General features: G+C 67.6%; 23 protein-coding genes and 1 pseudogene. 7 read left to right on the forward strand and 17 right to left on the reverse strand.

Annotated features, from left to right (window positions below; translation table 11 throughout):
* The first annotated feature begins 146 nt into the window (after positions 1-146).
* Positions 147-500 carry an ArsR/SmtB family transcription factor gene (locus G6N58_RS29260; RefSeq protein WP_115281961.1) on the forward strand — a complete coding sequence of 118 codons (354 nt, stop codon included), beginning with the start codon at positions 147-149 and terminating at the stop codon, positions 498-500.
* Entirely contained in the window at positions 497-898 is a 402-nt protein-coding gene (locus tag G6N58_RS29265) for a Fur family transcriptional regulator (RefSeq protein WP_115280426.1), read from the forward strand. Before G6N58_RS29260 ends, G6N58_RS29265 begins: the two co-directional genes overlap by 4 nt.
* Here the strand turns inward: G6N58_RS29265 and G6N58_RS29270 are convergent.
* From G6N58_RS29270 to recO, 3 genes are read right to left on the reverse strand one after another with little or no spacing between them, the layout of a single operon-like run.
* A complete protein-coding gene (locus G6N58_RS29270) occupies positions 891-1301 on the reverse strand; it encodes a hypothetical protein (RefSeq protein WP_115280425.1) in 411 nt (136 codons plus the stop codon). The two genes, G6N58_RS29265 and G6N58_RS29270, sit on opposite strands and share 8 nt — an antisense overlap.
* On the reverse strand, positions 1301-2182 hold the full coding sequence (locus tag G6N58_RS29275) for a decaprenyl diphosphate synthase (protein WP_068917848.1): 882 nt from the start codon (positions 2180-2182) through the stop codon (positions 1301-1303). Before G6N58_RS29275 ends, G6N58_RS29270 begins: the two co-directional genes overlap by 1 nt.
* Positions 2130-2972: a DNA repair protein RecO gene (gene recO / locus G6N58_RS29280; RefSeq protein WP_068917849.1), complete on the reverse strand. Its 843-nt coding sequence runs from the start codon at positions 2970-2972 to the stop codon at positions 2130-2132. The genes G6N58_RS29275 and recO overlap by 53 nt, the downstream gene beginning before the upstream one ends.
* Before the next feature lie 80 nt (positions 2973-3052).
* Between recO and G6N58_RS29285 the strand changes: the two genes are divergently transcribed.
* On the forward strand, positions 3053-3598 hold the full coding sequence (locus G6N58_RS29285; RefSeq protein WP_232068052.1) for a CAP domain-containing protein: 546 nt from the start codon (positions 3053-3055) through the stop codon (positions 3596-3598).
* Here G6N58_RS29285 and era read toward each other — a convergent pair.
* The 9 genes from era to hrcA all read right to left on the reverse strand — a co-directional run bounded on the left by era (position 3595) and on the right by hrcA (position 10978).
* Positions 3595-4497, reverse strand: coding sequence for a GTPase Era (gene era / locus G6N58_RS29290; protein ID WP_115280424.1), 903 nt, complete (start codon positions 4495-4497; stop codon positions 3595-3597). The two genes, G6N58_RS29285 and era, sit on opposite strands and share 4 nt — an antisense overlap.
* Positions 4494-4814 (reverse strand): cytidine deaminase-like protein, encoded by a 321-nt coding sequence (locus G6N58_RS29295; RefSeq protein WP_115280423.1) that lies wholly within the window; start codon positions 4812-4814, stop codon positions 4494-4496. Before G6N58_RS29295 ends, era begins: the two co-directional genes overlap by 4 nt.
* A complete protein-coding gene (locus tag G6N58_RS29300) occupies positions 4804-6108 on the reverse strand; it encodes a hemolysin family protein (protein ID WP_115280422.1) in 1305 nt (434 codons plus the stop codon). Before G6N58_RS29300 ends, G6N58_RS29295 begins: the two co-directional genes overlap by 11 nt.
* The gene (gene ybeY / locus G6N58_RS29305; protein ID WP_115280421.1) at positions 6105-6641 is read right to left on the reverse strand and encodes an rRNA maturation RNase YbeY; all 537 of its coding nucleotides are present in this window, start codon (positions 6639-6641) and stop codon (positions 6105-6107) included. Before ybeY ends, G6N58_RS29300 begins: the two co-directional genes overlap by 4 nt.
* Entirely contained in the window at positions 6641-7666 is a 1026-nt protein-coding gene (locus G6N58_RS29310; RefSeq protein WP_115280420.1) for a PhoH family protein, read from the reverse strand. Before G6N58_RS29310 ends, ybeY begins: the two co-directional genes overlap by 1 nt.
* A gap of 68 nt (positions 7667-7734) precedes the next feature.
* Entirely contained in the window at positions 7735-8037 is a 303-nt protein-coding gene (locus G6N58_RS29315; RefSeq protein WP_163908530.1) for a hypothetical protein, read from the reverse strand.
* The gene (locus G6N58_RS29320) at positions 8022-8756 is read right to left on the reverse strand and encodes a 16S rRNA (uracil(1498)-N(3))-methyltransferase (protein WP_115280418.1); all 735 of its coding nucleotides are present in this window, start codon (positions 8754-8756) and stop codon (positions 8022-8024) included. Before G6N58_RS29320 ends, G6N58_RS29315 begins: the two co-directional genes overlap by 16 nt.
* 5 nt (positions 8757-8761) lie before the next feature.
* On the reverse strand, positions 8762-9910 hold the full coding sequence (gene dnaJ, locus G6N58_RS29325) for a molecular chaperone DnaJ (protein ID WP_115280417.1): 1149 nt from the start codon (positions 9908-9910) through the stop codon (positions 8762-8764).
* A gap of 36 nt (positions 9911-9946) precedes the next feature.
* Positions 9947-10978 carry a heat-inducible transcriptional repressor HrcA gene (hrcA, locus tag G6N58_RS29330; RefSeq protein WP_115280416.1) on the reverse strand — a complete coding sequence of 344 codons (1032 nt, stop codon included), beginning with the start codon at positions 10976-10978 and terminating at the stop codon, positions 9947-9949.
* A gap of 171 nt (positions 10979-11149) precedes the next feature.
* Between hrcA and G6N58_RS29335 the strand changes: the two genes are divergently transcribed.
* Together G6N58_RS29335 and G6N58_RS30995 are read left to right on the forward strand one after the other, a co-directional pair.
* Entirely contained in the window at positions 11150-11461 is a 312-nt protein-coding gene (locus tag G6N58_RS29335; protein ID WP_115280415.1) for a type II toxin-antitoxin system VapB family antitoxin, read from the forward strand.
* Positions 11462-11589: 128 nt separating this feature from the next.
* A pseudogene (locus G6N58_RS30995) lies at positions 11590-11741 on the forward strand (ANTAR domain-containing protein); the annotation flags it as partial.
* Between the two features lie 6 nt (positions 11742-11747).
* Here G6N58_RS30995 and G6N58_RS29340 read toward each other — a convergent pair.
* The 3 genes from G6N58_RS29340 to G6N58_RS29350 all read right to left on the reverse strand — a co-directional run bounded on the left by G6N58_RS29340 (position 11748) and on the right by G6N58_RS29350 (position 17618).
* Entirely contained in the window at positions 11748-14198 is a 2451-nt protein-coding gene (locus G6N58_RS29340; protein ID WP_115280414.1) for a GcvT family protein, read from the reverse strand.
* Positions 14199-14208: 10 nt separating this feature from the next.
* Positions 14209-15129: a choline kinase family protein gene (locus G6N58_RS29345; RefSeq protein WP_115280413.1), complete on the reverse strand. Its 921-nt coding sequence runs from the start codon at positions 15127-15129 to the stop codon at positions 14209-14211.
* 86 nt (positions 15130-15215) lie between these two features.
* The gene (locus G6N58_RS29350) at positions 15216-17618 is read right to left on the reverse strand and encodes a GcvT family protein (RefSeq protein WP_115280412.1); all 2403 of its coding nucleotides are present in this window, start codon (positions 17616-17618) and stop codon (positions 15216-15218) included.
* A 92-nt stretch (positions 17619-17710) separates the two neighbouring features.
* On the opposite strand from G6N58_RS29350, the gene G6N58_RS29355 reads away from it, so the two are divergent.
* On the forward strand, positions 17711-18421 hold the full coding sequence (locus G6N58_RS29355) for an HAD family hydrolase (protein WP_115280411.1): 711 nt from the start codon (positions 17711-17713) through the stop codon (positions 18419-18421).
* Here the strand turns inward: G6N58_RS29355 and G6N58_RS29360 are convergent.
* The gene (locus tag G6N58_RS29360; RefSeq protein ID WP_115280410.1) at positions 18406-19218 is read right to left on the reverse strand and encodes a GntR family transcriptional regulator; all 813 of its coding nucleotides are present in this window, start codon (positions 19216-19218) and stop codon (positions 18406-18408) included. The two genes, G6N58_RS29355 and G6N58_RS29360, sit on opposite strands and share 16 nt — an antisense overlap.
* Before the next feature lie 343 nt (positions 19219-19561).
* Between G6N58_RS29360 and G6N58_RS29365 the strand changes: the two genes are divergently transcribed.
* Complete coding sequence (locus tag G6N58_RS29365; protein ID WP_115280409.1) at positions 19562-20008, forward strand: STAS domain-containing protein; 447 nt, start codon at positions 19562-19564, stop codon at positions 20006-20008.
* Between the two features lies 1 nt (position 20009).
* Here G6N58_RS29365 and G6N58_RS29370 read toward each other — a convergent pair whose 3' ends face one another.
* The gene (locus G6N58_RS29370; RefSeq protein ID WP_115280408.1) at positions 20010-21257 is read right to left on the reverse strand and encodes a sulfotransferase family protein; all 1248 of its coding nucleotides are present in this window, start codon (positions 21255-21257) and stop codon (positions 20010-20012) included.
* Between the last annotated feature and the right edge of the window lie 3 nt (positions 21258-21260).

Consider the following 21260-nt stretch of genomic DNA (forward strand, 5'->3'; position numbering starts at 1 on the left):
GAGTACTCCTGAGTTGGTGGGAAGCAACCCGACCAGAGTAGTCGAGGCGTCCGGGGCGACGAACACCCGCGAGACCTTTGACATGCACGATCCTGCATGTAAGAGTGGTAGTGGAAACGATTTCCATTATGGGAGGCGCCGGCGAGATGTCCACCGCTACACATGACGAACTCGATCATCAGCACGGGAGCAGCACCTCCATCACGCTGCCGTCCCGGGAGATCCTCGACGGGGCCGGGGAGATCCTGCGCGCGCTGGCCGCCCCCGTCCGGATCGCGATCGTGCTGCAACTCAATGAGTCGCAGCGCTGCGTGCACGAGCTGGTGGACGCCCTCGGCGTGCCGCAGCCGCTGGTCAGCCAGCATCTACGGATCCTGAAGGCCGCCGGCGTGGTGGCCGGCGAGCGCGCCGGCCGAGAGGTGATGTACCGGCTGGTGGACCACCACCTGGCCCACATCGTGGTGGACGCGGTGACCCACGCCGGCGAGGGACACCGGTGACCGGCACCGAGGTGCGCACCCGCGCCACCAGACAGCGTGCCGCCATCACCGAGCTGCTGGACACCCTCGACGAGTTCAAGTCCGCTCAGGAGCTGCACGACGAGCTGCGTCGCCGCGGCGAGAACATCGGGCTGACGACGGTGTACCGCACGCTACAGGCCATGTCGGTGGCCGACCAGGTGGACACCCTGCGCACCGATACCGGCGAGTCGGTGTACCGCCGTTGCTCGACCCATCACCATCACCACCTGGTGTGCCGCGACTGCGGCGCCACGGTGGAAGTGGAAGGCCCCGAGGTGGAGACCTGGGCGGCCGCGGTGGCCGCGACCCACGGGTTCACCGATGTCAGCCACACCGTCGAGATCTTCGGCCGGTGCGGGGCCTGCGCAGTCAGCTGAGCGCGGCCCGCACGTCGGCGCCGGCGGACAGCACCATCAGGATCAGCGTCCGCAAGGCGTCATCGGCCAGACCGGCGCCGGGAAAGTTGTAGCGCAGCAACACATCTGCGGACTTCTTGGCCGCCCCGTTGCCCGCGGGGTCGGGCACTTTCTCCACCAGCGCAACGGTGCCCAACAGGGTCTTGGCCGCCTGCCGCGCCACCTTCTCCCGGGTTTTGGCGTTCAGCGGCAGATCCCAGGCCAGCGGCTGGGTCAGCGACACCATCTCCAGCCCGTCGGCGATGGTGACCACCCGCAGCGACGCCACCACCCCCGGCTGCATCACCGTCAGGGCGTCGTCGGCCTCCTCGACGGTGGCGACCTCGGCCAGCACGGTCGACAGACGCTCCAGCAGCGACGACATCAGGCCCTGCCGAACCGCCGGTTGCGCGACACGTACTCCTCGCACGCGGCCCACAGGTCGCGGCGGTCGTAGTCGGGCCACAGCTTGTCCTGGAAGACGAACTCGGCGTAGGCCGCCTGCCACAACAGGAAATTCGAGGCCCGCTGCTCACCGGAGGTCCGGATGAACAGGTCGACATCGGGGATGTCGGCGCGGTGCAGGTGCTTGGCAAACGCCGCCTCGCTGATCCGCGACGGGTTGATCTTGCCGTCGACGGCCTCCTGAGCCAGTTGGCGCGCGGCCTCCACGATCTCGGTGCGCCCGCCGTAGTTCACGCAGTAGTTGACCGTGATGACGTCGTTGTCGACGGTCATCTGCTCGGCGATGTCGAATTCCTTGATGACGCTGCTCCACATGCGCGGCCGCGAGCCGACCCAGCGCATGTTCACGCCCATGGCGTCCAGGTTCTCCCGGCGCCGGCGCACCACCTCGCGGTTGAAGCCCATCAGGAACCGCACCTCTTCGGTGCTGCGCTTCCAGTTCTCCGTGGAGAACGCGTACACCGTCAGGTGCTTGATGCCCATTTCGATGGCGCCGCAGGTGATGTCGATCAGCACCGCTTCACCCATCTTGTGGCCCTCGGTGCGGCCGAGTCCGCGCTGCTGGGCCCAGCGCCCGTTGCCGTCCATCACCACCGCGACGTGTTTGGGGACCTGGTCGGCGGGGATTCGCGGCGCCGAGGCTTTCGACGTGTGCTGCGGCGGGCGGGAGAACTTCCCGTTGGTCTTCGGCGGCAGCTCAGGGAAGACCACCGGCCACGTCGAGGTGTCCGGGAACATCGGATAGTCGTCAGGAGCCGGAGGCAGCTGGGGGTAGCTGGTCTTCTCCCGTTTCAAAGCCATGGGGGATATCCTGCCCGACCAGCAGAACCCGACTGTCAGCGAGTGTGCGATCCGGCCGGTAGGCCCGCTCGACGAGCGGCAGTGTGCGCAGTTGACGCTCCAGATGCCATTGCAGATGGGCGGCCACCAGTCCGCTGACCTGGCTGCGGTGCGCCGGCAGCGACAGCTCGGCGTGCTCCCAGTCGCCGTCGTGCAGCGCGACCATCAGATCCACCACGCCCTGCGGCGGCGTGGTGGACCCGGCGGGCCGGCAGTGCAGGCAGACACTGCCGCCGGCGGCCACGTGGAAGGCGCGGTGCGGGCCGGGAGCGGCGCAGCGGGCGCATTCGGTGAGCGCCGGCGCCCACCCGGCGATGCCCATGGCCCGCAGCAGGTAGGCGTCGAGCAGCAGCTCGCGGGAGCGGGTGCCGTCGGCCACCGCCCGCAGGGCGCCGACGGTCAGCTTCTGTAGCGGCGGCATCGGGGCGCGTTCCTCGCCGGCCAGCCGTTCGGCGGTCTCGAGGATGGCGCAGGCGGTGGTGTAGCGGCCGTAGTCGTTCACGATGTCGGTGGCGAACGCGTCGAGGGCGACCACCTGGGTCACGATGTCGAGGTTGCGGCCGGGATGCAGCTGCACGTCGATGTGGGAGAACGGCTCCAGCTTGGCGCCGAACTTGCTGCGGGTGCGACGGACCCCTTTGGCGACCGCGCGGACCAGACCGTGCTCGCGGGTGAGCAGGGTGACGATGCGGTCGGCTTCGCCGAGCTTGTGCTGGCGCAGCACTACTGCTCGATCCCGGTACAGCCGCATTCGTCCCAGTCTGCCAAAGCGGGCTGACAATCCGTGGATGCGCGCCGCGACCGGGGCGACCTCACGTAAGGTCACGTGCCATGACCGTGCTGCGTGCTGCCGTCGTCCTGCCGGTCCTGGCTGCGACGACGTTCGGGTTCGTGACGGCGCCCAGCGCCCAGGCCGACAACCGCCGCCTCAACAACAGCGTGGTCGCCAACGTCTACACCGCCCAGCACCAGGCCGGCTGCAGCACCGAGATCAAGATCAATCCGAAGCTGCGCCTGGCCGCGCAGTGGCACACCAACGACGTGCTGCACAACCGGGCGCTGAACGGCGACATCGGCTCGGACGGCACCACGGTGGCCGACCGCGCCCGCAACGCCGGGTACGCCGGCGAGGTCGCCGAGACCGTGGCGATCAACCCTGCCCTGAGCATCACCGGTGTGGAGATCCTCAACCAGTGGTGGTACCGCCCCGACTACCACGCGATCATGCACGACTGCTCCAACGTCGACATCGGCGTCTGGTCGGAGAACCTGATCGACCGCACCGTGGTGGTGGCGGTCTACGGCAAGGGTGACGGCGCCAGCCCGGTGCCCGGTCCCGGGCGCGAGTTCGGCAACGTGCCCGGCTGGACGCCCTAGAAGCCCAGCCGCCCAAGCTGTTTGGGGTCACGCTGCCAGTTCTTGGCGACCTTGACCCGGAGATCCAGGAAGACCTTGGTGCCCAGCAGCTTCTCGATCTGTGTACGGGCGGCGGTGCCGACCTCGCGCAGCCTGGCGCCCCCCTTGCCGATGACGATGCCCTTTTGGCTGTCGCGCTCGACATAGAGGATGGCGCGCACATCGATCAGATCGTCACGGTCCTCGCGCTGCTCCACCTCATCGATGACGACGGCCAGGGAGTGCGGTAGTTCATCGCGTACGCCTTCGAGGGCGGCTTCGCGGATGAGCTCGGCCATGAGCACCTCTTCGGGCTCGTCGGTGAGCTCCCCGTCGGGATAGAACGCCGGGCCCTCCTCGAGGTGCGAGACCAGCACGTCGGTCAACACGTCGACCTGCTCGCCCTTGGTCGCCGACACCGGGACGATCTCGACGGCCTTGTCCCCGAATGCTTCCTGCACGGCCATCAGCTGCGCGGCGACCTTCTCCTTGGACACCTTGTCGATCTTGGTGACGACGACGATCAGGGTGGTCCGGGGCGCCACCGCGCAGATCTGCTCGAAGATCCACCGGTCGCCGGGGCCGATGGGCTCGTCGGCGGGGATGCAGAAGCCGATGACGTCGACTTCGGAGTAGGTGTCCTTCACCAGGTCGTTGAGCCGCTGGCCCAGCAGAGTGCGCGGCCGGTGCAGTCCCGGGGTGTCGACCAGCACGATCTGGAAGTTCTCCCGGTGCACAATGCCGCGGATGGTGTGGCGGGTGGTCTGCGGCCGGTTGGACGTGATGGCGACCTTGGCGCCCACCAGCGCATTGGTCAGCGTCGACTTGCCGGTGTTGGGTCTACCGACGAAACAGACGAAGCCGGAACGGAATTCGCTCATCTGGGCGTACCCGCGCGATCGGTGACGATGACCGACGCCTCGGGTGAGAGCTCACGGACGGCAGCCACCCCCGGATCGTCGCCGGCGCCGGCCAGCAGCACGGCAGCCTCGAAGCCCGCGGCGCCGCTGGACACCGCGGCGGCCACCGCAGCCTGCAGGGCCGTGAGCTCCAGGGCCCGCAGGCGCACCGGCGCCCCGGCGTAGGTGCGGCCGTCGAGATCGCGCACCGCCGCCCCGGATCCGGCCTCGGCCCGGGCCATCGCGCCGCGGGCCAGGGTGACCAACTTGGCGTCTTCGGGGTCCAGCTCAGTCGTCATCGTGGGACTCCTCGGCGTCGGGTTCGGGCTCGGTGGGGCTGACGAGCACCGTACCGACCCGCACCCGGCCCCGATGGTCGTGGCCGCCTTCGGCCTGCAGCCGCAGCCCGTGGGACACCACCTCGGCACCGGGCAGCGGCACGCGGCCCAGCTCGAGAGCCAGCAGTCCACCTACGGTGTCGACGTCCAGGTCGTCGTCGAATTCGATGTCGTAGAGCTCGCCGAGGTCCTCGATGGGCAGCCGCGAGGACAGCCGGTAGTTGTCCTCCCCCAGCTTCTCCACGGGGGCCACCTCGTCGGTGTCGTACTCATCGGCGATCTCACCGACGATCTCTTCGAGCACGTCCTCGATGGTCACCAACCCGGCGATGGCACCGTATTCGTCGACCAACAGCGCCATGTGCTTGCGGTCGCGCTGCATCTCCCGCAGCAGTTCGTCCAGCGGCTTGGAGTCCGGGACGAACACCGCGGGCCGCATCACCTCGGAGACGCCGGTGTCGCGGCCGCCGTTGCTGGAGTAGTAGGTGCGCTCGATGAGGTCCTTGAGGTACACGACCCCCACCACGTCGTCGACGTTCTCACCGATCACCGGGATGCGGGAGTGCCCGCTGCGCACCGCCAGCGAGGTGGCCTGCCCGGCGGTCTTGTCGTTCTCGATCCACACCATCTCGGTGCGCGGCACCATCACCTCGCGGGCCGGGGTGTCGCCGAGTTCGAACACCGACTGGATCATGCGGCGCTCGTCGTCGGCCACCACCCCGCTCTGCTGCGCCATGTCGACCACCTCGCGCAGTTCGATCTCCGAGGCGAATGGGCCGTTGCGGAATCCCCGCCCCGGTGTCAGCGCGTTGCCGAGCAGGATCAACAGCCGACTGATGGGCGTCAGCAGAATCGAAATGGCTTGCAGCGGAACGGCAGCGCCGAGAGCGATGGTGTACGCGTTCTGCCTGCCGATGGTGCGTGGTCCCACACCGATGGCGACGAAGCTGACCACCACCATGATGGCGGCGGCGGCCAATAGGCCCCAGTCCAGACCCCAGAAATCCTCGAGGAACGCCACCAACAGGGCGGTGGCGGTGACCTCGCAGGCAATCCGCAACAGCACGATCAGGTTGATGTATTTGGGCCGCTCGGCGATCACCTGGTTCAGCCGGACCGCGCCAGGGCGCTCGTCGCGCACCATTTCCTCGACCCGGGCCAGCGAGACGGTGCTGATGGCGGCGTCGATGGCGGCGAACAGACCACCCAGCAAGATCAGTGTTATCGCAATCAGGAGAAGGGCTATACCGCTCACGATTCGTCGTATGCCCTCGACTTGTCGAGCAGCGTGCGGTCCCGCTCCGCCTGCATGGTGCGGTGGTACAACTGCTCCTGATCGGCGTACCAATCCTCGAGCAGTTGCCGCTGCAACGCGAACATCTCCTTCTCCTCATCGGGCTCGGCATGGTCGAAGCCCAGGAGATGCAGCACGCCGTGCACGGTCAGCAGGGCGAGTTCGTGCTCCAGGTCGTGGCCGGCCTTCTTGGCCTGATCCGCGGCGAACTGCGGGCACAGCACGATGTCGCCGAGCATCGACGGGCCGGGTTCGGTCGCATCGGGACGACCGCCGGGCTCCAGTTCGTCCATCGGGAAGCTCATCACGTCGGTCGGCCCCGGCAGGTCCATCCACCGCATATGCAGGTCCGCCATGGCGGCGGTGTCCAGCAGCACCATGGACAGTTCGGCGCCGGGGTTGACGTTCATCTTCGCGATGGTGAAGCGCGCGACGCTGATCAGTTCCTCTTCGGAGACGTCCATCCCCGATTCATTGGAGACCTCAATACTCATCAGCGCCGCCCGGACCGGCGCTGGGCCCGGTTCACCGCGGCCGGCTCTTCGGCACGCGCGTAGGCGTCGACGATCTCGGCGACCAACCGATGGCGCACCACGTCGGCGCTGGTGAGCTCGGCGATGTGGATGTCGTCGATGCCGTCCAGTGTCTCCACTGCGGTCCGCAGGCCCGACCGCGCACCACCCGGAAGATCCACCTGGGTGGTGTCGCCGGTGACCACGATCTTGGACCCGAAGCCGAGCCGGGTGAGGAACATCTTCATCTGCTCGGCGGTGGTGTTCTGCGCCTCGTCCAAGATGATGAAGGCATCATTGAGCGTCCTACCCCGCATATACGCCAGCGGAGCCACCTCGATGACGCCGGCGGCCATCAGCTTCGGGATCGCTTCCTGGTCCATCATGTCGTGCAGCGCGTCGTAGAGCGGCCGCAGATACGGATCGATCTTCTCGCTCAGCGTGCCCGGCAGGAAGCCGAGGCGCTCGCCTGCTTCCACCGCGGGGCGGGTGAGGATGATGCGGTTGACCTGCTTGGTCTTCAGTGCGTTGACCGCTTTGGCCATGGCCAGATAGGTCTTGCCGGTGCCGGCCGGCCCGATGCCGAAGACGACGGTGTTGTTGTCGATGGCGTCGACGTAGCGCTTCTGGTTCAGCGTCTTGGGCCGGATGGTCTTGCCGCGCCGGGACAGGATGTCCAGCGTCAGCACCTCGGCCGGGGAGGCGTCGTCGGACCCGGTGACCATGCCGACGCTGTGCCGGATGGCGTCCTGGGTCAGGGGCTGGCCACCGGCCACCACGGCCAGCAGCTCGGTGACCACCCGTTCGGCGAGCGCGACGTCGGCCGGCTCCCCGGACAGGGTGATGGCATTGCCGCGGACATGCAGATCCGCGACCAGGGCACGTTCGAGCGCGCGGAGATTCTCGTCGGCGGAACCGAGCAGGCCCACCACGAGGTCAGGCGGAACATTTATGCTGCTTTTCACGGTCTTTCCCGTGTCTCCAGCAGTTGTCTCGCGGGGCGTCACGTGGGGTTTTACGCCTGCTTTCTACCTACGAGCGCGGGAGGTGACCGCGCGCTGTCAGTTCGGACACCTCAGTTTACCGTCGGGCCCCGACGCATCCCAATGGATAACCGAACGCCCGCGATCAGCGCCCAGACCGTCAGCACCAGCAGCGCCGGGTAGATGAGCAGCAGATCGAGCCGGATGTTCGCGTCGGGCCCCTCGGTGACGAACAGTTCCCACGCCAGATAGGCGACCCAGAGCACTGCGGCCACCAGCACCACGCGCGATCTCGACCGCGCCCAGAGTCCCAGCAGCAGACCGGCCGGCACCAGTGCCAGCCACGGGTACGCGATGAGGATCGTGGTCCACCGCATCGTCAGGCGGGATCCCACCGCGGGGTCAGCACACCGAGAGCACCCAGCGCCACCGCAGCGGCCGTCGACGTCCGTAACACCGTGGGGCCCAACCGGACTGCCTGCGCGCCCGCGTCCATCAAAGCCGCCAGCTCGGCGTCGGTGAGCCCACCTTCGGGACCGACCACCAGCGTGATCGAATCCGTCTGTGCCACATCGACGTTCGCCAACGGCACGGTGGCCGACTCGTGCAGCGCCAACGTCACACCACCCAGGCTACCCACCACCTCGGCGGTGGAGGCCACCCCGTCGACCTCGGGGATGAAGGCCCGCCTCGATTGCCGGGCCGCCGAGCGCGCCACCGCCCGCCAGCGTCGTAAGCCCTTGTCTGCCTTCGGTCCGTCCCAGCGCGCCACGCACCGGGTCGCCTGCCACGCCACGAACGCGTCCGCGCCGGCCTCGGTGGCCAGCTCGATCGCCAGTTCCGAGCGTTCTGCTTTCGGGATGGCCTGCACCACGGTGACCGAGGGAGTGGGTGCCGGCACCAGGCGGCGCTCGACGACGGTGGCCTGCAGTGCGCGCTTCTCTACGGCGTCGACGATGCAGTCGGCCAGCACGCCGGCCCCGTCACCGAGGACGATGCGCTCCCCCACCCGGATCCGCCGCACGCTGGCGGCGTGGAAACCCTCGTCACCGTCGAGCGTGGCCGCCGATCCGGCGGCGGGAACCGCGTCGAGATAGAAGACCGGGTCCGACACCGGGGTCAGCGACCGCTGAATGTCTCACGCAGACGGCTGAAGATGCTGCCGTTCTGCCCCGCACCGGAGTGCGTCGATTTGACCTCGGCGACGTCGCGGCTGCGGTGCTTCTTCAGATCGCGCAGCAGTTCGGCATCGCGGTGGTCGAGCTTGGCGGGCACCACCACGTTGATGTGGCCGTGCAGGTCGCCACGCACACCGGAGCGCAGGTGTGGCATCCCGTGCCCGCGCAAGGTGGTGACCGCACCGGGCTGGGTGCCCGGCGGGATGGTGATCTCGGTGAGTCCGTCGAGGATCGCGTCGACGGTGACAGTGGTGCCGAGGGCGGCGTCGACCATCGGGACGTCGATGGTGAAGTGCAGGTCGTCGCCGTCGCGGACGAAGATGTCGTGCTGGTCCTCGTGCACTTCGACGTAGAGGTCACCGGAGGGGCCGCCACCGGGGCCCACCTCGCCTTGGGCCGCCAGCCGCACCCGCATGCCGTCACCCACGCCGGCGGGGATCTTCACGCTGATCTCGCGGCGGGCGCGCACGCGGCCGTCGCCACCGCAGCGGTGGCAGGGATCCGGGATGACCTCACCCACGCCGCGGCAGGTGGGGCAGGGACGAGAAGTCATCACCTGACCGAGCAGGGAGCGCTGCACGCTCTGCACCTCGCCGCGACCGCCGCAGGTGTCACACGCCACCGGAGACGAGTTGCCGTGCGTGCCCTTGCCCTTGCACAGGTCGCACAGCACCGCAGTGTCGACGGTGACTTGCTTGGTGACGCCGGTGGCGCACTCGGTCAGGTCCAGGCGCATCCGCAGCAGCGAATCCGAGCCCGGCCGCACCCGTCCCACCGGTCCGCGCGAGCTGGTACCGGCCCCGAAGAACGCCTCGAAGACGTCACCGAGCCCACCGAATCCGGAGAAGCCGTTGGCACCGCCCGCTGCGGCGTTCTCCATCGGGTCGCCGCCGAGGTCGACGATGCGCCGCTTCTCCGGGTCTGAGAGCACCTCATAGGCGACGGTGATCTCCTGGAAGCGCACCTGGGCGGCTTCGTCGGGGTTGACATCGGGGTGCAGCTCGCGCGCGAGCTTGCGATAGGCACGTTTGATCTCCGAATCACTCGCGCCCTTGCTCACGCCGAGCAGACCGTAGTAGTCACGTGCCACGCTAATTCACACTTCCTTCATCAAGCTTCGTACGCATCAGCGGGTGCCCAAGACCTCACCGATGTACAGGGCAACCGCCGCAACGCTGGAGATGGTGCCCGGGTAGTCCATCCGGGTGGGACCGAGAACCCCCATACCGCCGTAGACCGTGTCCATTGTGCCGTACGTGGTGGACACCACCGACGTGCCCGCCATCTGCTCGTGCTCGGTCTCGTGCCCGATGCGGACGGTGACCTTGCCTGCCTGCTGCTGGGCGTCCAGCAACTTCAGCACGATCACCTGCTCTTCCAGTGCCTCGAGTACCGACCGCAGAGATCCGCCGAAGTCGGCGGTGTTGCGGGTCAGGTTGGCCGTGCCACCCATCAGCAGGCGTTCTTCGGTGTGTTCCACCAGAGTCTCCAGCAGCACGGTGGCCGAGCGGCCCACCGCGTCGCCCAGCCCGCCGGATCCATCCAGCTGACTGGCCAGGTCCGCCACCGCCACCGAGGCCGCCGCGAGCTTCTTGCCGTCCAGCGCGGTACCGAGCATCTCCCGCAGCTGCCCCAGTTGGTGATCGTCGATCGGGTTGCCGAGTTCGACGATGCGCTGGTCAACGCGACCGGTGTCGGTGATCACCACCAGCAGCAGCCGGGCCGGGCCCAGTGACACCACTTCCAGATGGCGCACCGTGGAGGTGGACAGGGTGGGGTACTGCACCACGGCGACCTGGCGGGTGAGCTGGGCGAGCAGGCGGACGGCCCGGCGCAGCACATCGTCGAGATCGTGCCCGGATTCCAGGAAGGTCAGGATGGCGCGGCGTTCGGGGGCCGACATCGGTTTGACGTGGTCGAGCCGGTCGACGAACTCGCGGTAGCCCTTCTCGGTGGGGATGCGCCCGGAGCTGGTGTGCGGTTGGGTGATGAAGCCCTCGGCCTCCAGCACCGCCATGTCGTTGCGGACGGTGGCGCTCGAGACACCCAGGTTGTGACGTTCGACCAGGGTCTTGGAACCGACCGGCTCCTTGGTCGAGACGAAATCGGCCACGATGGCGCGCAACACCTCAAAGCGGCGGTCATCGGCACTGCCCATTTGTTGCACCTCCTCAGTCCTGCCATTTTACGGCGTCGGCCAGCAGCGATACCCCTTCGGCGGGGCGAACACGCGTAACGGTGGCAATCGGCGGCGAACCGACTAGCCTTTCGACATGGCCATGATGATCGGGGGGTCGCGTCGGGGGGCAGCAGTGGAGCTGACCGACCGATGATCTTCAAAGGCGTACGGGACGGCAAGCCGTATCCCGAGCACGGGCTGTCCTACCGCGACTGGTCACAGATCCCGCCCCGCCAGATCCGACTCGACGAGCTGGTCACCACCACCACCGTGCTCGCGCTGGACCGGTTGCTGTCGGAGGATTCCACGTTCTACGGCGACCTCTTCCCCCACGCGGTGAGATGGAAGGGCATCGTCTATCTGGAGGACGGCCTGCACCGCGCCGTGCGCGCCGCCCTGCGCAACCGCACCGTGCTGCATGCCCGGGTGTTCGACATGGACCAGCCGGCCCCCGCCATCTGAGCGGTCCGATTGCCAGAGTTGCTGGCGCGCAGAGCCTTTGCCTACGCGCCGGCGGGTGGCCCGCCGCAGTCAGCACATACTGTCGAACTCGGGTGCCGTCAGTGGCATAGTCATGAACACGGGGATTGCAGGCCAAGGGCATGTTGATGGAGCGGTTCGACATCGACGCCGTGGCAGCCTTCGATCTGTTGCCCGGCTGTCGCAGCAGACCAACTCCAAGCTCTCGGCGGTGGCCGAGCAACTGGTCAACCTCGAACATCCGCGCGCCGAAGGCAGTTGAGCGCGGTCAGCGGATCCGCGCGTTGGTCGGGTCGTAGAGCGGCTTGAGTGACACCGTGATCGGGAACAGCGTTCCGCCGACATTCACCTGATACCTGCCGTCGGCGATCCAGCCGGCGTCGATCACGGCGCCCCCGGCGCGCAGGTAGGCCAGTCCGACGCAGCCGCCGGTGGTCTCACCCCAGGCAGCGGAGGTGACCTGCCCCGCCACGGCCCCGTCGCGCACGATCAGCTCACCACCCCAGAGCATGGCCTCCGGATCATCGACCCGGAAGCTGACGCACTTCTTGCGTGGGCCTTCGGCTTTGGCCTTCTCCACCGCGTCACGGCCCAGGAAGTCGATGTCGGTCTTGAGCTTGCAGGCGAACAGCAGCCCGGCTTCGACGGGGTTCTCGCTGGGGGTGAGCTCCCGGCCGAAGGCGCGGTACCCCTTCTCCAGCCGCAGCGAGTCGATGGCGTAGTAGCCGCCCCGGTGGATCCCGAACCGCTCCCCCGCCGCCAGCAGATCCTCGTAGACCCCTACGGCGAACTCGGCGGGAACGTAGATTTCCCAGCCCAATTCACCCACGTAGGTGATACGGGTGGCGCGTACGGTCGCGTAACCCAGTCCGATCTCGCGGCTGGTGCCGAAACCGAAGGCCGCATCGGAGAGGTCGGCATCGGTCAGCGTGGCCAGCACTTCCCGCGAGTGCGGCCCCATCACGCCGAACACCGCATAGGCCGAGGTGACGTCCACGACGGTGGCGGTGAGGCCGTCCGGGATGTTCGTGCGGATGTGGTCCTTGTCCCGCTCGGTCGTGGCCGCGCTGGAGACGATCAGGAATTCCGTTGCGCCGGTACGGGTGACGGTGACATCCGACTCGTAGGTACCACGGGCGTTGAGCATGCCCGTGTAGACCGCACGGCCGATCTCGACACCGACGTCGGCGGTGCACAGCCACTGCAGCGCGGCCTCGGCATCCGGACCCACCACCAGGTACTTCGAGAACGACGTCTGGTCGAACACCGTCACGCCGGTGCGCGTGGAAGTCTGCTCGGCGGCTGACCACGCCAGCCAGTTCGGCTTACCCCAGGTGTATTCGATCACCGGGTCGGTGCCGGCCGGGGCGAAGAAGTTGGCCCGTTCCCAGCCCATCCGGCTGCCGAAGTTCGCACCGGCCTGCACCAACAGGTGGTGCACCGGCGAGCGGCGGAACGGCCGCGCCGTCGTCATCTCGCGATTGGGCCAGGGCACCTCGTAGTGCAGTCCCAGGACCTCGGCCACCCTGTCGTGCAGCCACCGGTTGTTGCCGTTGAACGCTGCGAACCGGCGAATGTCGACGCCGGTCATGTCGCCGGTGGGAGCGCCGTTCACGATCCACTCCGCCAACGCCTTCCCGGCGCCCCCGGAGGTCGCGATGCCGACGGAGTTGAATCCGGCGCCGACGAAGAAGTTGGCGCATTCGGGGGCTTCGCCCAGAATGAACTGATTGTCCGGGGTGAAGCTCTCCGGGCCGTTGTAGAACTTCTTGATCCCGGTGACCTCGAGAGCCGGGATGCGGAGCAGGGCATTGTCCATCAGGATCTCGAAGTGGTCCCAATCCTCGTCCAGCAGCTGGAATTCGAACGGGTAGGGGATCTTGTCGGGCGAGACCCAGGGCTTGGCCTCGGGTTCGAACCCTCCGATGACCAGCCCGCCGACCTCCTCCTTGAAGTAGGTGTAGCCGTCGGGGTCGCGCAGGATCGGCAGATCGGGATGCACACCGGCAATGTCTTCGCTCACCACATAGAAGTGTTCGGCCGAATGCAGCGGTACGTTGACCCCGGCCATGGCTCCCACCTGCTTGGCCCACTGCCCGGCACAGTTCACCACGATCTCGGCCTCGATGTCCCCGGCGTCAGTCCGCACCCCGGTCACCCGTGCGTCATGGGTGAGAACGTCGAGCACCCGGGTCTTCTCGAACACCTGCGCACCCCGCATCCGGGCGCCCTTGGCCAGCGACATCGTCAGGTCGGTGGGATTGGCCTTGCCGTCCCCCGGCAACCAGATGGCGCCCACCAGATCGTCGACCCGCATCACCGGGTAGTGCTCGAGCGCCTGCTCCGGGGTCAGCAATTCACATTCCATGCCGTAGGCCGCGGCGTTGGCGACGGTGCGGCGCAGCTGGATCATCCGGTCTTCTGTGCGCGCGACGGTGACGCCGCCGCACTGCTTGTATCCGGCCGACAGACCGGTCTCGGACTCCAGCTCGGCGTAGAGCTGGGTCGAGTACTGCACGATGCGGGTGGCGCTCTCCGAGGCGCGCAGCTGCCCCACCAGACCGGCGGCGTGCCAGGTGGTGCCCGACGACAGCTGACCCTGTTCCAGCAGAACGACGTCGGTGTAACCGAGTTTGGTGAGGTGGTAGGCGACGCTGGTGCCGATGACGCCGCCGCCGATGATGACGACGTGAGTGCGGCTGGGCAGGGTCTTGGACATGGTTTCCTGTTCAGTCGGTTCTGGTGACGTCGGCGAGGAGCCGGGCGAAGTCCGGTCCGTTGAACTCGGCGATGGCGGCGTCGTAACGCTCCATCGCCCATTCCCAGAAATCGTATTCGATGGGGCACGAGGCATTTTGGATGCAGCCCCACAGGGTCCAGCCGTACTTCGCCACGATGCCCTGCAGCCGCGCTCGGGCGATCTTGTTGCGCAGTCGGGTTCCGTAGTACGCGGTGACCAGTTCGTCGAGCTGGTCCAGCGTGAGCCCGCACTCACTCCAGATGTTGCCCAATTCGAAGCAGGGATCGTTGTTGCCGGAGTACTCGTAGTCGATCAGCCAGATCTTGTCGCCGTCCTCGACGAAGTTGGCGGCCAGCAGATCGTTGTTGCAGGGCACGGTGGTCTGATCGCCCACCCGTAGTGCGGCCTCGATGTCGGCGAACTTGTCGGCGTACTTCAGGTAATCCGCAGGCATCGGGAAGCCGTTGTCCCGCACGGTCTTCAGGTATCCCGGCTGTCGTTCGAACATGTCGAAACGGCCGTGGAACCGGGGCCCGGCATGCAGGATCCGACAGCTGACCGCGGCTTTGGCGATCACGCCGGGACGTTGGAAGTCTGCGTTGGAGAGCGTCTTTCCGTCCACGAACCCCAGGAGCAGGACCCCGATCTCGGGTCGGTAGTCGATCACGGGCGCACCGACGCCCGAGCGCTCGGCGGCGCGGGTGTTGTAGTGCTCCTGATCCCGGTCGATCTCCAGGAAGTTGGTGCTGGTGTCCGTGCAGCGGGCGACGAACCGCCCGGCGGCGGTGGTGACCTTGAAATTGCGGTTGGTCAACCCTCCGGAGAGTTCCACCACCTCGCGTGGTCCCGCCAGCGCCGGGAGCTGATCGAGCAGCGCGGTGACCTCAGCTTCGGTGGACAGAAACGACATACGCACTTCCTCGCGGCCGGCGGACGGTCCGCACCACTGTATCGCCGACACAAATCAAAGGTCTAGACATTCACGTAACAGTCGTGTCAAAGCCTGACCCGGGCACCGGCCGGGTCGTAGAGCGGACCGTTGAGCATGGCCGCCGGGTACCGGACGTTCATCACCTCCACCTCGAACTCGCCCGCGTTGACGCCCGTCGGCAGGTACGCCGAGAACGACGTGGTGCCGATGGTGTGGCCGTAACCGGCACTGCGCACACTCGCCCGGGTGTCGGTCGGGATGTGCACCAGCATCTCGCCGCCGTGCATCACCACGTCGGCATCGGTGCGGAACCAGTGCAACTGCTGCCGGGGACCGGTGGCAGCGATGGCCCGCAGAGCCGGCCCTGCCAGCAGCGCCGGCTTGTCGATCTTGACCCGGGCCGCCAGCCCGACCTCGAAGGGATTGTTGTCCGCCCGCAGATCCGCGGCCCAGGCCAGGTACTGCTTCTCCAGCCGCAGGCTCTCCACCGCACGGTACCCGACGTCCCGAAGTCCGTGCCGGGCACCGGCTTCCATTAGTTTGTCGTACACGTCGAGGACGTATTCACTGGCGATGTGCAGCTCCCAGCCCAGTTCGCCCACGTAGGTGGTACGCAGTGCCAGCACCGGCGCCCACCCGACATCGGTCCTGCGCGCCGTCATGTACGCGCCGGTGAAGCTGTCGGTGGACACGGCCGTGAGCAGCTCGCGCGACTTCGGTCCGCAGACGTTGAGCACGCCGTAGGCGGAGGTGACGTCGATGATCACCACCGACCCGTCGGTGGGCGCGTTCTGGAGCAGGAAGGTGACATCGTGGCGGCCGAATCCGCTGCCGGTGACCAGATAGAACAGGTCCGGGGCCAGCCGGGTGATGGTCACGTCGGCCTCGATACCACCGCGCACGTTGAGCAGCTGCGTGTAGACCACTTTGCCGACGGCGGTGTCCATGTCGGCACCGGCCACCCGCTGCAGCAGGGCCAGCGCACCGGCCCCCCTGACCTCGAATTTCGAGAAGGAGCTCTGGTCGACGATACCGACGCCGGTACGCACCGCGTGATGTTCGGCGGCGATGTACTCCCAGGCATTGCTGCGGCCGAAGGTGGGGACCTCCTCGGTGCCGGTGTTGTCGGGGTCGAACCAGTTGGCTCGCTCGTAGCCGAACTTGGCGCCGAACACCGCGCCCCGTTGGTGCAGCCGGTCGTAGATCGCGCTACGTCGTTGTCCGCGTGGCGGGTTGGCGGCCCGGTTGGGGAAGGCGATCGAGTAGTAGTGCCCGTAGGCCTGCACCGAGGCCAGGTCCAGCACGGTCGGCACATTCTGCGGCCCCCCGAAGCGCCGCACGTCGAAGTGCCACAGATCCAGGCCGGGATCACCGTCGACGATCCAGTTCGCCATCGCGTCACCCGCACCGCCGGCGGCGGCGATGCCCGCGGAGAACCCGCAGCACTGGAAGAAGTTGTCGAGGTCCTCGGTGAGGCCCATCAGCGGCTCGGCGTCGGGCGAGAATGGGATGGGGCCATTGACCCAGGTGCGAATTCCCATGTCGCCGAACGCAGGCAGCCGGTTGGCGGCACCCTCGGCGATGCCTTCGAAGCGGTCGTGATCCGGCGTGAACAGCTCCGGCCCGAGGTCGCGCGGGATGGTGCGCCAACACGCCCGGGTGCCCTCTTCCCAGCCGCCCACCACCAGGGCGCCGGCCTCGGGCTTGAGGTAGAAGCGGGCGTCGGGGTCCCGGAAGGTGGGCAGGTCGGCCGGCAGATCGCCGAACTTCTCGGTCACCACGTACTGGTGCTCGACGGCGTTGACGGCGACGTCCACACCGGCCAGCCGGGCCGTCTCCGCGCCCCACATGCCGGTGGCGTTGACCACCACGTCGCACTCGATGCGCCCCTGGTCGGTGAGCAGTGCGGTGACGCGCCGGCCGGTGCGCTCGACTCCGGTGACCCGGCACTGCTGGACGATTCGCACCCCGGCCGCGCGGGCGCCGGCGGCGAAGGAGAAGGTGAGCTGGCTGGGGTCGACGTACCCGTCGGTGGGGGTCCAGGTGGCGCCGTGGACGCCATCGGTGTTGAGCAGCGGGAAGATTCGCTTCGCCTCCGCAGGATCCACCAGGTGGATGTCGAAGCCGTAGCTCTTGCCCTGGGTGTAGACCCGCTGCAGTTCTTCCCAGCGTTGCGGACTGGAGGCCACCCGGAGCCCGCCGACCCCGTGCCAGCCGGTGGCGTATCCGGTGGCGGATTCCAGCGTCTGATAGGTCTGCACGCTTTTCTGCATCAGCTGGGTGAGGCTGGAACTACTGCGCAGCTGGCCCACCAGACCCGCGGCATGCCAGGTGCTGCCCTCGGTCAGGGACCGCCGCTCCACCACGGTGACGTCGGTCTTGCCGCGCTGGGCCAGGTGATAGGCGACGCTGACGCCCACGACCCCGCCACCGATGATCACGATCTCACTGCGGCCGGGAAGGCCCATTGTCGTCCACTTTCACGCCGAGGTGTGTTGTGACCTGATGTTAAAAGACTAGACCATTGACCGCAGGGTGAGCAGATGGTTGGCTCGCCGGTGTGGACGTCGTCGAGCACTGGGCACAGACCGCCTCACCCGCGGTGATCTTCGATTTCAACGGCACGCTCTCCGATGACGAACCGATCCTGTTCGACATCTTCAGCGAGCTCTTCCGCACCCACCTCGGCTGGACCATGACCGCACAGGACTACCGCACCGAGCTGCTCGGGAAGTCCGACCGCGAGATCATCGCCCACGCCCATGCGCGGCACGGCCGCCCCGACGCACCCAGCGTCGACGAACTGCTGACGTTGCGTCATGGCCGTTACAAAGACCGGGTGGCCGACCACAACCCGATCACCGAACCCGCGGTGGCGCTGGTCGAACTGCTTGTCTCCGAAGATATTCCGGTGGCGATCGTGACCGGCGCCCAACGTGACGACGTGCTGGCGGTGCTGGAACACAGTCCGGTGGGCCCGTGGATTCCCATCCTGATCGCCGAGGAGGACGTGGCCCAGGGCAAGCCCCACCCCGAGGGTTATCTGACGGCGGCGAGGCTGCTGCAACGCGACCCGGGCGACATCCTGGTGTTCGAGGATTCCGTACCCGGGGTGCTGGCCGCCCGCGCCGCCGGGATGCCTTGTATTGCCGTGAGCAGCGACCCGAGCCCGCAACTACGCGAAATCGCCCCCACCGTCGTCCCCGCGCTGTCCCCCGACCTGGTGGCGCAGGCCCTGGCGCGGCGGGCCGGGCGTCACGACGCCGGATAGGTGTCGACGCGGCCCTGGCTGTCGCTGTCCACCCGCGACTTGATCCGGATGCGGCTGCGGTCGGAGCGGTGGTGGTCGCGGGAAAACTCCACGGGTACACCGCTTTCGGTGTACGACGTCCTGGTGATCAGCAGCAGCGGGAAGCCCGGGTCGACCTGCAGGATCTCGGCCTCCTGATCACCTGCCACGGTGGCCTCGATGTGCTCGTCGGCGGTGAACGGCGCGGCGCCGTACTCGCGCATGACGGCATAGAGCGATCCGGTGAGCGTCGCGGTGAGCAGACCCGGGAAGATCTCCGCGGGAAAGTAGGTCTCCTCCAGCACGATCGGCTCGCCGTTGGCCAACCGGGCGCGCAGCACCTCGTGCACCTGCTGCCCGCGCTTGAGTTCGAGCCGGTGGCGAACGTCGCCGTCGGCACGTCGGGTGGTGGCGCGCAGCACCTGCGCGCCGGCCTCGACGTGGATCCGGCGCATCTGCTCGGTGAATCCGGGCAGACCCGCATGGTCGAACTCGAAGCGCGGGGTGGCCACGAAGTTGCCCCCGAACCGGCCGCGCCTACGGTCGATCAAGCCCTTGGCCTCGATGGCACTGAGCGCTTGGCGCAGCGTCATTCGGCTGACACCCAGCGCCTGGGCGATCTCGATCTCCGACGGCAGCTTGTCCCCCGGCTCGAGGGCGCGCGAGACGATCAGGCGCTCCAACCAGTGCCCTATCCGGGTGTGCGCAGGCAGCTCACCGGCACCGGTCAGGTCCGGGCGGACCGCCAGCACCGGATCGGCCATGCTCAACGCTCGCACGGGGGCAGTCTAAGGCGCGGGCCCACCGAGGTGGTCACACCACCGCTGGGGTGCCCCCTACAGCTGCATCGTGTCTACGGAATCCGCATATTGATGCGTTTCAGTCGACGGATATCGCGGCCGCTCCAGCTGCACTTTTGGCTTTACACCTGCGTCAACCTGAGCTTTTTAAGGGTTTACGCGAAGGTGTGTACCCGGTGCGGAATCCGCAGTAAATTTGACCGCAGGTTGATGGTCCAGCCTTGTGTTCAGGTACTGTGGCGACGCGGTTTGTCGCCGTTTCCACACGAACCGCTCGTACGCGTGCGGCTCGCCAGTTTCTTCACAACAGGTAGGGGGCTTCATGCCCGGTTCCGGCACCACCCGGTTGTACCGTCCGGATCCCACGTCAGCAGAAGCCGCCAAGCAGTGCGGTGCAGCCGTTTTCGCCGTTCACCGTCGCAACCCGTTGCGCACCGAGATCACCGTCACCGGTGATATCGACGCTGCCAACGGCCGCGCCCTGGGGCACTATGTCGAACGGCACACCGGCACGAACACGCAGCTGCTGCTGGACCTGCGCGCCGTCGATTTCTTCGGCAGTCAAGGCTTCACCGCGCTCTTCTACATCAGCGTGCACTGCTCGCGCAGCGACGTCGACTGGATCCTGCTGGGCAGCCCCCCGGTGCGGCGCCTGCTGTCGATCTGCGATCCCGAGGGTGAACTCCCACTGGCCGCCGACTTCGAGACTGCCATCGCACGCCTCAACCAGCAGGCCCGCCGACGGCTGCGGGCGGCCTTCGCGGGCTGATTCACGCCAGGAAGCGCCGGACGTACGCACCGAACTCCGCGCGCAGCCGGTCCTCGGAGAGCCCGAACTGGGCCGCCGAGGTCTCGACGCGGCCCAGCCGCCCCCGCCGGTGACCCTCCAGATACTCCTCCACCGACCGCATCTGCCCCTCGGTGAGCTCCTCCCCGGCGACCTCGACGACGCGGCGCAACCAGCCGGTCTCGTCGGCGAGGAAGTCGTCGAAAGTGATGTCGATCGAGCGGTCAGCTGCGATGCTCGCCCGGTCCCGAACGAGTGCGTCGAGCATCAACCTCAGGCGTGCCACCCAGTACGCGGCGATCTCGTCCACCGCCACCGGTGCGCGGTGCATCCGCGCCGAATAGGCGATCATCGCGATCATCGAGACCGCGACGGGCACCGGGTCACGGTGGGTGACCACCACCGTCAGCCCGGGGAACACCCGGTTGAGGACGGGCAGCTGTTCGAGGTGCTGAGGGGACTTCAGCAGCCAGCGCCGGCCTCCGCGCAGGAACTGCAGCACCTTCAGTTGGGTGGCCAGGTATTCGTAGGCCGAGGTCTGGTCGTGCTGGAGGTAGTAGTCGCGCCAGCGGGGCACGTGCCCGAGCGTCTCGAAGAGCATGGTGGAGAAATCGTTGGCGAGCAGCTGGATCTCTTCATGCGCGTGATCGAACGTCATCTCGTGCATCAGCGGGAAGTGCGGCATCAGCAGATCCACCACCGCCGTGGTGGCACGCATCCGGGCCTGCCGCGGATCGGGCGACAGCCCGGCTTCCGCTGCTGCCAGCACCGGCTCGTTGCTCTCCCAGTACGGCAGTGTCCGGAATGCTCCCGAGGCTGCCAGCAGGTTGTGCAGATGGGTTGTGCCCGAGCGCGGCAGGCCCGCGATCACCACCGGCGGCGCCAGGGTGATGTCGTGGATCTCCGGATGCCGCGCCAGCAGATCGGTCAGCAACAGCCGGTTCTTCAGCCACTGCACGATCTGGGTGTGGAAGTTCACGATGCCCGCGTCGTCCAGGCCGTCGATCTCACGGATAGCAGCCAGGAACACCGTCAGCCGTTCCCGGTAGCCCTCGGCGCCGAAGTCCGTCAGACCCGTCTCAGCCACCGCCCTGGCATGCAGCCGGTCGGCGTCCAGCGGGCATTCGGGCGCCAGCGCGGCCATCGCGTCCCGGATGGCCCGGGCGTCCGGCCCCCACACGGGGCGGGCCAGGTCGTCGAGACGAATCGGCGCCGGAGTGACGTCTGCCATGCC

Source organism: Mycolicibacterium tokaiense (assembly GCF_010725885.1).
In the GTDB taxonomy this organism is placed as follows: Bacteria; Actinomycetota; Actinomycetes; order Mycobacteriales; family Mycobacteriaceae; genus Mycobacterium; species Mycobacterium tokaiense.

Excerpts from the sequence above, each read along its gene's own strand:
- G6N58_RS29260 (WP_115281961.1), top strand. The coding sequence starts at position 147 with ATGTCCACCGCTACACATGACGAACTCGATCATCAGCACGGGAGCAGC.
- G6N58_RS29270 (WP_115280425.1), bottom strand. The coding sequence starts at position 1,301 with ATGTCGTCGCTGCTGGAGCGTCTGTCGACCGTGCTGGCCGAGGTCGCC.
- G6N58_RS29275 (WP_068917848.1), bottom strand. The coding sequence starts at position 2,182 with ATGGCTTTGAAACGGGAGAAGACCAGCTACCCCCAGCTGCCTCCGGCT.
- recO (WP_068917849.1), bottom strand. The coding sequence starts at position 2,972 with ATGCGGCTGTACCGGGATCGAGCAGTAGTGCTGCGCCAGCACAAGCTC.
- G6N58_RS29285 (WP_232068052.1), top strand. The coding sequence starts at position 3,053 with ATGACCGTGCTGCGTGCTGCCGTCGTCCTGCCGGTCCTGGCTGCGACG.
- era (WP_115280424.1), bottom strand. The coding sequence starts at position 4,497 with ATGAGCGAATTCCGTTCCGGCTTCGTCTGTTTCGTCGGTAGACCCAAC.
- G6N58_RS29295 (WP_115280423.1), bottom strand. The coding sequence starts at position 4,814 with ATGACGACTGAGCTGGACCCCGAAGACGCCAAGTTGGTCACCCTGGCC.
- ybeY (WP_115280421.1), bottom strand. The coding sequence starts at position 6,641 with ATGAGTATTGAGGTCTCCAATGAATCGGGGATGGACGTCTCCGAAGAG.
- hrcA (WP_115280416.1), bottom strand. The coding sequence starts at position 10,978 with ATGGGCAGTGCCGATGACCGCCGCTTTGAGGTGTTGCGCGCCATCGTG.
- G6N58_RS29335 (WP_115280415.1), top strand. The coding sequence starts at position 11,150 with ATGATCTTCAAAGGCGTACGGGACGGCAAGCCGTATCCCGAGCACGGG.
- G6N58_RS29340 (WP_115280414.1), bottom strand. The coding sequence starts at position 14,198 with ATGTCCAAGACCCTGCCCAGCCGCACTCACGTCGTCATCATCGGCGGC.
- G6N58_RS29345 (WP_115280413.1), bottom strand. The coding sequence starts at position 15,129 with ATGTCGTTTCTGTCCACCGAAGCTGAGGTCACCGCGCTGCTCGATCAG.
- G6N58_RS29350 (WP_115280412.1), bottom strand. The coding sequence starts at position 17,618 with ATGGGCCTTCCCGGCCGCAGTGAGATCGTGATCATCGGTGGCGGGGTC.
- G6N58_RS29365 (WP_115280409.1), top strand. The coding sequence starts at position 19,562 with ATGCCCGGTTCCGGCACCACCCGGTTGTACCGTCCGGATCCCACGTCA.
- G6N58_RS29370 (WP_115280408.1), bottom strand. The coding sequence starts at position 21,257 with ATGGCAGACGTCACTCCGGCGCCGATTCGTCTCGACGACCTGGCCCGC.